Source organism: Brevibacterium mcbrellneri ATCC 49030, assembly GCF_000178455.1.
GTDB classification, from domain to species: domain Bacteria; phylum Actinomycetota; class Actinomycetes; order Actinomycetales; family Brevibacteriaceae; genus Brevibacterium; species Brevibacterium mcbrellneri.
This window is the reverse complement of sequence record NZ_ADNU01000074.1, coordinates 1-12,448: the sequence shown is the minus strand read 5'-3', so window position 1 is coordinate 12,448 and position 12,448 is coordinate 1. Positions and strand designations below refer to the sequence as shown.

The following is a 12,448-nucleotide window of genomic DNA, read 5'->3' as shown; positions in this document are numbered from 1 at the left end:
CGTGCCCGGCGAGCGAAGAGCTGATGAAGCTGGCGATAGAGGACAGACTCGCCCATGGCCGCACCGCCCACACCACCTATGCGCGTGAAAACGCGAGCAACCCGTCCGCACGGTAAGCGTTGATGCGCGTAAGCGCTTCGAACAAATCAATGTCGTGGCTCATGGACAGAGCAAAGGCCGCGCGGACGCTCGCGAACATGTCATAGATCGCGACAGTCGCCAAGTCACAAGCAACATCCTGGTCGAAGTTGGCTTCCAAACGCCCGGCCAAGGTTTCGATCAGTGAGCGCTGCACATCGTTGTGGTAGTTGACAGACATTTGCGCCAGCTGCGGTTCCCGTCGCATGACTTTGCGCTTAAGTGTGCGAATTGACCTGTCTGGAGTCACGGATTCGAGGTACGCCTGCTGTACAACTGCCAAGGATTCGGCAACGTCTTCGTCTGCCGGGCGGCCCTGAAGAACTTTGACAAGGGCTACGTCCGAGGCGGGTTCGGCTCCCAGCACCACGGCCTCTTTACTGCCCCAATAGTTAAAAAGGGTGCGGGCGGACACACCTGCGCGTTCCGCTATCTGCTCAACCGTAACGTTGTTCAACCCGTGCGCGCTGACCAGTTCGAGGGCCGCGCGGTGCATGGCGTCGCGGGATTCGCGTTTGCGTTTTTCGCGTACACCCTGAGGTTGTTTGTGAGTGTCCATGTTGTTCCTCGCACTCATGCTAGACAAGCATCTGTTCACGCGTGGCGTTCATTCCCCCAGCTCAGTGGCGCACTCAGCCGGGCCGTCATACAGAACACAAGCGTTCCGTTCGTCACAATTTTGGGCCCTAGTACTTCACTTTTCAACCGAGCGGGCATAAGCTCGATTCGTCACAAACTTTCACAGACTGCAAGTTTTTCAGGACGGAGTTCATGATCGAACCTTCCCACGCATCAGGCACCGGCGAATCTACCCAAAGTGCAACGCGTCGCACCCGCTTAGAGCTGCCCGATGAAAACACCGCACCCGAAGCCACCGACCCCAACTCCACCGAAACCCCGCGCGAGTTCACGGGGCTTGACCGTCAAGGCAAACTCGTCATCGCCGGGCTGATGCTGGGAATGTTTGTGGCCGCGATTTCCCAAACCATCGTGGGGCCTGCGCTGCCACGAATCGTCGCTGAGCTCGGTGGCATGGAGCACTACTCGTGGATCGCAACGGCTGCGATGCTGATGTCAGCAGTAACCGTGCCGGTGGTGGGAAAACTGTCCGACATGTACGGGCGCAAACCCTTCTACATCGGCGGCCTGGTGGTGTTCATGCTTGGAGCAGCGCTCGCCGGGATGGCCACTAACTTTTGGTTCCTCGTGTTCGCTCGCGCCCTCCAGGGCGCGGGGATGGGAACCCTCATGCCGCTGAGCCAAACGATCATCGGAGACATCATCCCACCTCGGCAGCGGGGTAAATACCAGGGGTTGATGGGGGCGACGTTTGGGATCGCCTCGGTCGCGGGGCCCCTCTTGGGCGGCTGGGTGACGGACACGCTGGGGTGGCGCTACTTGTTCTACCTGGCGTTGCCCATTGGGGTCGTGGCCTTGGTGTTCCTGGCAAAGTTCATGCACGTGCCTCAGCAGCGCTCGCACGGCAAGTTGGACTACCTGGGCATCATCACCCTGACGCCGGGGCTGGTGATTGGATTGCTGGCGATCTCGTGGGGTGGAAACACGTACGAGTGGACCTCGCCGGTGATTCTTGGCATGGGGGCTATTTCCGTGGTGTTGCTGGCGGCGTTCGTATGGGTTGAGACCCGGGTGGAAAACCCGCTGATTCCGTTGCGCATGTTGCGCAATTCCACGGTGTCGTTGTCGATTCTGGCATCGTTCTTCATTGCGGTGGCCATGTTTGGGGCGATCATTTACATCCCGGTGTATGCGCAGGGTGTGTTGAGTGTTTCGGCTACGCAGTCGGGGGCGATTCTGATTCCGCTGAACGTGGCGATGATTGTGACGTCGATCCTGATGGGCGTCGTGATTACCAAGACCGGCAACTACAAAGTGATTTTGATTCTGGGCGCCATGATGCTGCTGGGCGGGTACGTGCTGTTGTCGATGCTGTCGTGGCAGTCGAACCTGTGGGATCTCACGCTTGCGATGACGGCTGTGGGTATGGGCTTGGGCATGTCCATGCAGACGTACACGCTGGTGGTGCAGAACGCGGTTGACCGCACTGAGCTTGGGGTGGCGACCGCGGCGGTGCAGTTCTTCCGCAACGTTGGGTCCACGATTGGGATTGCGGTGCTGGGGTCGATTATGAGTTCGGCGATGATGCCTAAAATTCAGGAACACCTGCCCGCAGGGGCCAAGGACATGGGCAGTGCGATGGGTGCGGACTCAGGAGTGGGATCGGCGTTGGATCCGGCGAAACTTGAGTCCTTACCAGGGCCAATTGTCGATGCCATTCACCAGGGCATGGGCGAGGCCATGCACTTGGTGTTCGTTAGTGGCGTGCCGTTTGTTGTGGCCGCGCTTGTGCTGGCGTTGTTCGTCAAGCAGCTGACCCTGCGGACCACCCACTAGGGTCGTTTGTCTTCCGGGCCTGCCGTTCCCGAGGTGGTTGCAGGCCTGCCGTTCCCGAGGTGGTTGCGGGGCGCCCGCACCTCCCGAACCGCGACCTGCCAGTATGAACTGATTTTCTCAGAACACCTGGCGGGAGCGCGTTAAAGGGAAGCGCGGGCCTTTCTTGCGCCGGACTTAGTTGTTGCGACGGCGTGTAGCTGCAAGGAGCGCAGCACCAGTGACAACGAGCAAGCCCGCAGTCAGGCCGATCGGCAGGACCGAAGCACCCGTACGTGGCAGGAAGCTGCCGTTGTTCGAGCCGGAGCCGTTTGACCCGGTTCCGTTCGAGCCGTTCGAAGTGTTGTCACTTGAACCGCCAGAGGTGTTGCCCGCACCGTTGTCCGAACCGCTTTCGTTGACATCGGCAGGGGCTTCAGTCTGATTGTCATCAGGCGTACCGCTGTCGTCAGTATCCGACTCACCAGGCTTGGCCGGATCATGTGGTTCCTGCGAAGGATCCTTACCAGGTTCCTCACCAGGCGCCTGCGTAGACTCCTCGCCCGGCTCCTGTGACGGCTGCTCGCCGGGTTCTTCACCTGGCTCCTCACCAGGTGCTTCCGACGGTGCCTGCGTAGGCTCTTCACCCGGAGCCTGAGTGGGGGCCTGCGTAGGCTCCTCGCCAGGCGCTTCCGTCGGAGGGGTCGAACCGCCACCGTCATCCCCACCAGACTTGTGGTCTACGACGAACGTGAGGCGTTGGGTCTTCGCAGTCACGTCGCCACCCGCGCTTCGCGCACCACCGGTCGCCTGCTTAGCGCGCGCCGTCACATCGATCGTGTACGTTCCAGGCTTGGTGAATGCCCATGCGGTGTGCATGTGCGTGCCGGGTGGGAGTGGAATGTCAGAAGCCTTGTCGCTCGACGCGTACATGGTCTGAATGGCGCCAAGGTTTTCTGTGTAAGCAAACCACTTGCCGCCCTCAGGCACGCTCACTGGGGTGAGCGTCATCGTCGCGCCCTCAGGGTACTTCTCTCGGTCCAAGGTTTCGCTTGAGAAACCTGGCCACACGCGACCTGACTGTTGAGCCTGCGGAAGAATGTAGAACTCAGTGCCTTTGGAACCAAGCACGTCGTAGCTTGGGTCGGCAAGCACGTCACCTTCACGCTTCACTTTCGCAAGTTTCGTCACTTCCAGGGTCGTTGAGTCGATCGTGCGGGTCACGGACTCCGGGGCGTGCTGACGCGAATCGTCGCCAAGCGCCACTGAAAACTCGCCGTTGACGTCCATAGCGCGCAAGTCCACGTGCCCTTTGTTGATAGTGACAGGCGTGTTCAAAAGACCACCGTCGGAACTGTCGTTCCCGTCATCCGGGTTGGGTGTTTCGTTGCCCTCGCCTGGGTTAGGAGTTTCGTTACCCTCACCTGGGTCTGGGGTGGTGGTAGTGCCACCATCAGAGAACTGGGTCTGCACCACCTTGCCCGCACCAGCTACCTGCCCAAGGTCAATGGTTTCCGTGTTACCTATTCTGGCGCGTGGCTGTGGCTCCAGTGTCAGCCGTAGCGTGTACTGGTCGCCCTTGCAGTATTCGCGATCTACCTGGAGGCTGCGACGCCCAGGACCACTTACGACATCAACCGAACACGTTGGCTCGTCGTAGCCTTCTTCGTAAAAGCCACCGGTCACGTTGTAGATGAGCGAATCATCGGCGGGTTTCGTGTCGATTGTGGCGAGGTTGCCGTCACCTTGCGTGTGGGCGTTAACAGACACGTCACGCGAGCTGACCTGCACTTCGCCTGTGGAGAAGTCACCGGCAGGTGCGTCGGGGGTTTCCATAGGGAACTGCCCTGCAGCCTGTGTGGTCACCGCCTTTTGCCCGGTGCTTGAAGTCAGAGGCGCGCTGACCCAGCGTGCTGCCCCCTTGGTGGGCACAAACACGGCCTGAAATGCCGAGGTGTTGGAGCCAATCATTTCGCTCCACGTAGCCTTGCCACCTTTGACGGGAACTTCAGCGAGGTGGTAGCCGTCGATGTAGAACACAACAGTGCCTTCAGCGGCGTCGTTACCGGCGTTGAAGGTGAGGTCGGTGAGGTTCTTGTCGCCGTCCTTTTCGCTACCGGCATGTGGGGCGATGGTGAAGCTCGGAGCGGAAGGTCCGGTGACGCCTGCGGCCTTGTCGTAGGCGGTCTTTACGTCGCCGAGTTTTTCATGGCTCATCCCATTCCAAGGTGTAGTTGTGGTTCGAAGCCTCCGGCCTCCAGGAGGCTCCTGGCGATGTAGTTTGGTCAGGTTGCAGAACCCCAGGGCCGAGCCGCGTAGATGCTCAAGCCGTCCGTTCAGAACCTCAGTGGGTCCGTTGGAAGTGCCGGGCCGGTCGAAGAACGCGACGATGTCGTCGGCGCGTTTGGCCAGCGTCCGCCCCATGCTCATGACCTCGACCAGCACGGCGGGGACACCGTGACTGACGAACTCGATCAACTTCACCGTCAGTTCGCGACCACGGCGCTGCTCCTCGTGACGGTAGGCGGCGATCATGCGCTGGTAGATGCCCCAAGTGGCCTCGACGTGGTCATCGGTGGTGAACAGGGCGGTGAGTCGGGCGGACTGATTGTCGGTGAGGAGCCCCGGCACCGGAGTGGAGGGTCCAGCGGTCGGAGTAGAGCCGATCACCCTTGAGCCCGCGGCGGCCGAGGATCGCGAGTTGCACTCGGCGTCGGCACCGGTCGAGAGCATCGCCGGCCAGCCGGACCACATAACGGGTCCATGACCGTCACCGCGTCGGGCAGTTCCTCGGCGGTCGCGGTCTTGAACCCGGTGAACCCGTCCATCGCGACCACCTCAACACGACCGCGCCAGGCTTGAGGTCTGGCGGCGAGCCAGGTCTTGAACGCCTGTTTGGAGCGTCCTTCGACTATGTCGATCAGCCGGGCCAAGCCGGTGCCGTCACGGACTGGAGTGAGATCGATGATCACGGTGACGAACTTGTCCCCACGCCTAGTGTGGCGCCACACTTGCCCGTCGACGCCAACATCCTTCACGCCGTCGAAACGGGCCGCATCGTCGATCAGGACCCGTCTGCCTTCGGCCAGGACAGCGTCATTCGCGGTGTCCCACGCAACCCCGAGGCCCTCAGCGACCCGTGCCACGGTGAGGTGGGTGACCACGATTGCTTCGAGTGCCTACCGCAGCCCACGACGTGAGAGCTTCGCCCGCGGCTCAGCCGCACGGCTGGTGTTCTGGCGCCACACGTGCCCGCAGCCGGTGCATCGGTAGCGGCGGATGGTGACCATTAAGATCGTGGGCCGCCAATCGATTGACAAACGATAGATAGCTAATGATAATCGATACATGAATTCTTTATTTGTGCGTCACACGCTCATCGTCACTCTTATCTCATTCTTGGCTTTGGGGTTTCTCGTATGCCTATTCGCGCAGATCGTCATCGTGCCAGGGTCTCTCGCCGCCGAGGCTCAGTTTGATCCTGTCATCGCACGCGCATATACCGGGTTGACGTTCATTGGCATCATCGGGATCGCCTGCTTCGAAGCGGTGCTCGTCGCCACGGCGATGCTTTCGCTTCAGTGCTGGGGGGACAAGGTCTTTTCTCGTGCTTCCATTATCTGGATGAACGTCCTCATCGGGGCGTGCCTTGCCGCCGCGGTGGTGTGTTTTTTCGCTACTTTTGTCGACCTCGTATCGCCCGAACTGCCTACCGGCGCATTCCCTGACGATGCAGATGACAGCACGTCCAATGCGCTCCTTATCTTCGGTGCCGCGGGCGCTGCTGCCTGCGTTACTGCCAGCTTGGTCCTCGTTGTGCTTCGCGACCTTATAAAACGTGCTACCGGCATCCATTCCGAACTGAAGCAGGTCATCTGAGATGGCCATTGATGTGAAGATTGATGTTCTCCTCGCAGAACGTGGCATGTCTGTAGGGGACTTCGCGGCCGCGATCGGAATTACTCCCGCCAATGTTGCGGTACTCAAGAATGGCCGCGCCAAAGCTGTGCGTTTCGAGACTCTCGATGCTATTTGCAGAGTGCTCGACTGCGAGCCCGGCGATGTCCTCAAACACTCACCCGATAGCTGACAGCACACACTGAGTGGGAACGCTTGGGCAGGGAGGCCTAGGGTAACGCTGAATCTCTGCCGGTTTCCTCGCCACGGATCCCCTGTTGAGGGTGAACGGTTCAGCGTTGGCGGAGTGTCGAATCGTTTAAGGGGAGTGCTGACGCAGGGTGCGTGCGCCTCGCGATTGAGTGGAGACTCACACCGTTTATGTTCTACGTCTCCTGAACAGAACTTCCGAAGAAGCTGTACTCATGCCAGACTACATGTGACTAGAAACAACAGCTACCGCCCGGTAGCCGAAGAAGTGGAAGGTGCTGTATGCATTTGATATCGAAAGTAATCGCGTTGACGTGCGCGATGTTTATGGTGACGGGAATGGGTGTGACTGCAGCTCAAGCTGCGGACTCATTCGCTACAGAGGCCACAGTGTCCAACTTGCACTTCGTGAAAGAGAGCGTCGAAGAGAACAAGAAGGCCGAGCTCTCCGGTGAGTGGTCGCTGCCTGACAATCCGGGTACGCCTGCAGGATTCACCCTCGCCCTTCCGGAAGAACTCCAGGGCAACGTCGACAGCTTCAACCTCACGTCCAGTGACGGCAGCGGCGAGATCGTGGGTCAATGCAAAGCGACTGCTACTGAGCTGACGTGCACGATCAGTGATGACTACATCAAGAAGAACCCAATCGGGCTCAAGGGTACTTTCAACTTCTGGGTCACTGTCAAAGTCGATGTGGAAGAGATTGAGCATAAAGAGTTCACTTTCGACAACGTAGAAGGCAAGATGCCTGGCATCGATGTCACACCACGCAAGTGCACCGTAGGCTGTGATTTCACGGGGCAGGACTCGCGGAAGTTCGGTTACTACCATAACGACGGTGAGTTCGTCAGCTGGTGGATTGACATCGAGGCACCTAAGGAGGGTATGGCCGGTGGCGAACAGATCGTTGTCGACGACATCATCGGCCCGAACCAGAGAATTGACGCCGACAAGATCAAAGTCCAGAAAGCCACCGAGATTTACGATGCAGGCGATGGCAAGCAGACCCCGCATTACACCAAAGATCTCCCCAAGAGCGATTTCACTGTAGAGAACGACGGTGCGAAGGTCTCCTGGACGGCTGAAAAGGGCGCCTATTACCGAATCAACATTCCGGCAGATACCACCGACTCCGGAGCTTCGGGTGAGTACACGAACCAGGCGAAGGTCACAGTGGGCACCACTACTCGTACCACTGAAGTCGTGACCGTCAAGCGCACCGGAGGCGGCGGAACCGGTATCGGTACCAACGTTGGCCGTTTCGATATCACCAAGAAGATCGCAGGCGATGCGAAAATCGCTGCCGATCAGGCTTTCACCGTCAACTACACGGTGACGCAGCCTAATGGCGAGAAGAAGACGGGAACCCTCACTGTCAAAGGTGGAGAGACTGTCAAGAGCCCCGAGTTCCCCAAGGACTCAACAGTCCACCTCGACGAGGTGAAACCTGCCGACTCAGCGTCAGTGAAGTGGGAAAAGCCCAAGTTCTCTAAGAACGATTTCACGCTTGTCGGCGGAACAGCCACCGCAGTGGACCTGACTAATACGGCGAACCTGCAGAAGGGCAAATTCTCAGCCAAGAAGGCTATCGAAGGCACGGGCAAGCATCGTGTCGATGATTCGACAACGTTCACCCTGAACTACTCCTATCCTGCGGGTGATGGTTTCGAAGCTGGGTCCGGGAAGCTCGAACTCCCCGCCAGTGGCGAGACGGTGGAAAGCGACGCTCTCCCCGTGGGTGCTGAACTGACATTGTCGGAAGAGGCCCCTGCCGAAATTCCTGGAGCTACCTGGGGTGAACCGCAGATCAGCCCGAATACACTGACTATCAGCGCCGACGGGACTGATGCTACTGCCGTCACTGTGACCAATCCGATCACCGATAACGTCGGTGCGTTCTCAGTCACCAAGTCGCTCAGCGGCGACGGGGTCGACACTGTGCCAGAAGGCACCGTGTTCACGGTCAAATACTCCTACCCAGCCGATGATTCACTCGGAATCAAAGCCGGTGAGGGCACCGTCGAGGTCAAGGCAGGCGACACTGCCAAGGTCGACAATCTGCCAGCGGGCGCGAAAGTCACACTGACAGAGGTCACCGCCGAAGATCCCGACGGCGCAGAATGGGGCGAACCTGTATTCGACCATTCGGAGTTCACGGTTCTCAAGGACAACACCGTTGCCATCAACTTGGATAATCCGGTTCATCTCCGCACTGCTGCGTTCTCTCTCAAGAAGCAGCTTGACGGATCCGGTAAGGAACTCGTCGATGACAATGCCGTTTTCACCGTCGAGTACTCCTACCCGGCGGGTCCAGGTTACGACGCGGGTCAGGGAACTCTGGACCTTCGTGCTGATGGCTCGGCAGTTGAATCTCCACAGCTTCCGGTGAACGCGAAGATCCATCTCGAGGAAAAGACGCCAGAGGCTGTTGAAGGCGGATCATGGACGGGACACAAGTTCTCGGACAATGATTTCGCCCTCACCGATTCTGCGGATGTCAGCGTTGTTCTCACCAACACGATCGACAAGCCAAAGGAAGAAACACCGTCGACCCCGCCGAGTACCCCGAGTTCTCCGGCACCGTCGACGCCCGGAAGCACTCAGCCGCCGAAGGACAGCGGTGACAATCTGCCGCGGACCGGTGGAGCTGCCTGGGGCGTTCTCGGAGCAGGTCTCGCGCTTCTTGTTGGAGGCTCGGCTCTCGTTCTCGCTATGAAGCGCAAGCGTTTGAACTGATCGTTCTTCAACGCAGAGCCATTCCTCTACCTGAGGTGTTTTGGCTCGACGGTTGATGGTCTGAACGGAAACTCTAGCCACGTCCTGAGTGCTTCTTGATGAAGCTACTCGGGGCGTGGCTATTGTTGTAGCTCCTACAGAACGCGCACGCAGTGGCCGGTATTGCCTCTCGAGATCATCGGCCGCGCCAACCCTCTGTCTTGCGCCTGCCAGATTGGCAAGACGCCGGAGGCATTGGACAAAACGCAAAGGGACTACTCGCCCATTTTTGACTCCACAGGCTCACAGAAAACTATCAGTAAAGTTCTCACGCCACGCCTTAACGATGACTGCAAACAAGCGATTTTCGATGTCAAGCCCTTCGGATTCCTCGGCTTGGGGAAACTTCTACTTTCCCTGAACAAAAACTCAAAACCTTTCACCAAGCCTTGCGTAGAGCAGACACGTCAGATTTGCTGAATGTACTCGACATGCCGAAAAGTGTCGATGCAGGAATAAGCCAGACAGTAAGCAATTCCCTGACGGGAAGCCCAATGAAAGGCCATCAGAAATGACCAAGAAGAATCACATCCACCGCGCACTCGCCACTACAGCTATCGCTGGTGTTGCCTTTGCTGGTATCGGTATTGCCGCCGCGAATCCCGCAGCAGCTGCCGATGAGAAGCCAGCCAGTTCTTCTTCATCGTACTCAGGTTCAGGTAACGTCAATGTCAACTTTGACCCGGTCGCTATCGTGGACTCCATTGTCGCTGCAGTCAATGACCAAGACGATCGCTCTGGCGCTGTCAAAGCCGCCACGGAAGTCGGTTACTACAGCAAGGACAATCCGGATCGCATGTCGGTGGCCGTGGTCAATAAGAACCAAGACATTCAGGTCTCCGGAGAAATCGCCGATGCTAAGAACATCGACATCAAAGGCGGGAACTATGTCATCTATTGGTTTAGCGGGCCCGGCCAGGTCGTCAACAACGGCGACGGCGGATGGTTGAACTGGGGAACCTACGGCAATATCGAACGTGCCGACGACAATCTCATCAAGATCAACGGCGGCCTCTGAGTACTGTCAGACGCATCCCAGGCAATACCATGATGGTTGGGCCCTCAAATAGTATTTGGGCCCAACCATCATCTTGTCGAAAGGGTGGACCTCGCTTGAGGTGGTCCGCCTGCGATCGGTATCCACAGTGCGTCGTTCTCGCGGTGAAATATGCCAGAAGCACTGCGCACCATCTGATCAGTCTCTGACGCGCATATTAGGTCTGGGTCAACATGATTCCAGGCGATAGCCTTTAGCGCCGCGGGCAACTAGGGCACGGTCCCTGAGTATCGTCAGTGGTGCCCGGTCCGGAAGAGCGCAGACATCGGCAAACGTCATCCCAGCTTCTTCGAGGCTATCTGGATATTCGATCTCCAGGACGTGAGGGCCATAGACGCTCGTATACGCGTCGCATTCGTCATAGCTGCCGCATTCCTCGGTGACTGCGAAGTCGAAGCCGAGGTCCTCGTGTGCCGATCTCGCGATCTCAGCGGCGTTTTTCTGGGCTATCGCGAGCCCTGCATCGTGCGCGATCTCGACATAAGCTGATGCAAGTGTCATCGCGGCGTTCTGTTCGATTTGAGCGAACCGGTCAAACGAGTCGAGATTATCGATCTCGACAGCGTCATATCCGGCATTCGCGCAGCCTGTGATGATCGGAGAGATGATCTTCAATATGTCCGCACGCTGGTCTGGAGTAGAGGGGTCGAGAATGTACTCGTCGTCCCAATCGGGATCAGTGACCAAGTCCCCGTGCTTGTTGTGGAGAAGAAGATCAGCATGTTCTTTCCACATTGCGGCATCATCGGGCTGTGTTTGGAAGCCGTTGACATAACAGACACTGTAGGCATCGCTTAAAGGTTCGGCGGACGCATCTCGCACGACCACATCAATCGGGGTTGGCAACGAATACGCGCCGCCAAGCTGATAGTCGAAGACACCGGTGATAGGCGGGAGGCTGTGGGCGCTAGTCGCGCCGACGGAGATTTCCGGGGAGTCGGAGTGAACATCAACGCCGGAGTTCTCACTACACCCGGACGTCATCAAGAGAAAAATGAGGATCGGGAGAGTTGCTCGTCGCGCCACTTTCTGTGTTTCCTTTCTTCAAGGCTAGTCGAACCTTAGTATGTGAGCTTCAGCGATAAATGGCGGTGATATGACATCCCTGCGTGCCAGCGTTGCAGGGTCCGGAAGCCAAGGCCGGTGTCGTGGGCCATGGTTGTCAGAGGAATGTCGTCTTCGACGTGGAGTCGAAGTATTCGCCACTTCTCCGGCCCGTCCATCTCACACCGGTTCGGCCAACGTGTCGTCAGTGCCGGCGGCCTGACGGTGTCGATACAAGGTTGCTCGCGACCAGCCCACCAAGCGTGCTGCGTCTTCAGCGGTGCGCCCTTTGGCGCGGGCGTCTTCGGCGATCTCGAGCTTCTGAGCGATCTCGTCCGGGTCTACTGGCGGCCGTCCGAACTTGGTGCCGTTCTGCTTAGCTGCCGCGATGCCGGCGTTGACGCGTTCAGTGATGAGTTCACGTTCATACTCGGCCAGGGTGGCGAGCATTCCCAGCATCATGCGTCCCGACGAGGTCTCAGGGTCGATGTTGTCTGAGACGGAACGGACTTTCACTCCGCGGTCGCGGAGATGGTTCACAGTTGCCAGCACGTCGAGGAGTGATCGGCCAAGTCGGTCGATGCGCCACACAACGACGGTGTCGCCGTCTTCGGCGTAGTCGAGGAGCCGTTTCATTCCCGGTCGCTGTTTCGCTACTTTGCTTCCGGACGTCACGTCTGAAAACACATCGCGTTTCTGAACCCCTGCGTCAAGGAGTGCATCGAGTTGGAGTTGGGCATCTTGTCCAGCGGTACTGACTCGCGTGTATCCCAGAAGCCTCATGCTTCCAGAATGACTCACAAACCCCAAAAAGTCACGGGGGTAAGACAATTTTCAGCGAGACGGGTTATCGAGACGTTTCTCGCCCCGTCATCTCGGGCTGTCATGGCAGTGGTGGTCCTTCGATTGGAGTGTCTTATAAAGCTAAAGGTTTAA

The 12,448-nt window shown here is 58.3% G+C and carries 9 protein-coding genes and 1 pseudogene; 5 read left to right on the top strand and 5 right to left on the bottom strand.

Going from position 1 to position 12,448, the window contains the following annotated elements; all coding sequences use genetic code 11:
- Positions 1-76: 76 nt before the first annotated feature.
- Entirely contained in the window at positions 77-697 is a 621-nt protein-coding gene (locus tag HMPREF0183_RS12300; protein ID WP_050775420.1) for a TetR/AcrR family transcriptional regulator, read from the bottom strand.
- A gap of 212 nt (positions 698-909) precedes the next feature.
- On the opposite strand from HMPREF0183_RS12300, the gene HMPREF0183_RS10780 reads away from it, so the two are divergent.
- A complete protein-coding gene (locus HMPREF0183_RS10780) occupies positions 910-2,553 on the top strand; it encodes an MDR family MFS transporter (RefSeq protein ID WP_005886000.1) in 1,644 nt (547 codons plus the stop codon).
- Positions 2,554-2,727: 174 nt separating this feature from the next.
- On the opposite strand, the gene HMPREF0183_RS13355 is transcribed toward HMPREF0183_RS10780, so the two are convergent.
- Both HMPREF0183_RS13355 and HMPREF0183_RS10770 read right to left on the bottom strand, forming a co-directional pair.
- Positions 2,728-4,500, bottom strand: a complete 1,773-nt coding sequence (locus HMPREF0183_RS13355; protein ID WP_342610927.1) for a choice-of-anchor M domain-containing protein — start codon at positions 4,498-4,500, stop codon at positions 2,728-2,730.
- Positions 4,501-4,742: 242 nt separating this feature from the next.
- Positions 4,743-5,837: pseudogene (locus HMPREF0183_RS10770) on the bottom strand (ISL3 family transposase); the annotation flags it as partial.
- A gap of 40 nt (positions 5,838-5,877) precedes the next feature.
- Here HMPREF0183_RS10770 and HMPREF0183_RS10765 point away from each other — a divergent pair.
- The 4 genes from HMPREF0183_RS10765 (at position 5,878) to HMPREF0183_RS10750 (ending at position 10,429) form a co-directional block, all read left to right on the top strand.
- The gene (locus HMPREF0183_RS10765) at positions 5,878-6,408 is read left to right on the top strand and encodes a DUF2975 domain-containing protein (RefSeq protein WP_005885993.1); all 531 of its coding nucleotides are present in this window, start codon (positions 5,878-5,880) and stop codon (positions 6,406-6,408) included.
- A gap of 1 nt (position 6,409) precedes the next feature.
- Complete coding sequence (locus HMPREF0183_RS10760) at positions 6,410-6,619, top strand: helix-turn-helix domain-containing protein (protein ID WP_005885991.1); 210 nt, start codon at positions 6,410-6,412, stop codon at positions 6,617-6,619.
- A gap of 305 nt (positions 6,620-6,924) precedes the next feature.
- Positions 6,925-9,372 (top strand): DUF5979 domain-containing protein, encoded by a 2,448-nt coding sequence (locus tag HMPREF0183_RS10755; RefSeq protein WP_169309676.1) that lies wholly within the window; start codon positions 6,925-6,927, stop codon positions 9,370-9,372.
- Positions 9,373-9,922: 550 nt separating this feature from the next.
- A complete protein-coding gene (locus HMPREF0183_RS10750) occupies positions 9,923-10,429 on the top strand; it encodes a hypothetical protein (RefSeq protein WP_005885987.1) in 507 nt (168 codons plus the stop codon).
- Positions 10,430-10,636: 207 nt separating this feature from the next.
- Here HMPREF0183_RS10750 and HMPREF0183_RS10745 read toward each other — a convergent pair whose 3' ends face one another.
- Positions 10,637-11,494 (bottom strand): endo alpha-1,4 polygalactosaminidase, encoded by an 858-nt coding sequence (locus tag HMPREF0183_RS10745; protein WP_005885985.1) that lies wholly within the window; start codon positions 11,492-11,494, stop codon positions 10,637-10,639.
- Positions 11,495-11,692: 198 nt separating this feature from the next.
- Positions 11,693-12,295 (bottom strand): recombinase family protein, encoded by a 603-nt coding sequence (locus HMPREF0183_RS10740; protein WP_005885981.1) that lies wholly within the window; start codon positions 12,293-12,295, stop codon positions 11,693-11,695.
- Positions 12,296-12,448 lie beyond the last annotated feature (153 nt).

Bases quoted from the DNA above. Each gene is read 5' to 3' on its own strand.
- HMPREF0183_RS12300 (WP_050775420.1), bottom strand. From the start codon at position 697: ATGGACACTCACAAACAACCTCAGGGTGTACGCGAAAAACGCAAACGC.
- HMPREF0183_RS10780 (WP_005886000.1), top strand. From the start codon at position 910: ATGATCGAACCTTCCCACGCATCAGGCACCGGCGAATCTACCCAAAGT.
- HMPREF0183_RS13355 (WP_342610927.1), bottom strand. From the start codon at position 4,500: ATGATTGGCTCCAACACCTCGGCATTTCAGGCCGTGTTTGTGCCCACC.
- HMPREF0183_RS10765 (WP_005885993.1), top strand. From the start codon at position 5,878: ATGAATTCTTTATTTGTGCGTCACACGCTCATCGTCACTCTTATCTCA.
- HMPREF0183_RS10760 (WP_005885991.1), top strand. From the start codon at position 6,410: ATGGCCATTGATGTGAAGATTGATGTTCTCCTCGCAGAACGTGGCATG.
- HMPREF0183_RS10750 (WP_005885987.1), top strand. From the start codon at position 9,923: ATGACCAAGAAGAATCACATCCACCGCGCACTCGCCACTACAGCTATC.
- HMPREF0183_RS10740 (WP_005885981.1), bottom strand. From the start codon at position 12,295: ATGAGGCTTCTGGGATACACGCGAGTCAGTACCGCTGGACAAGATGCC.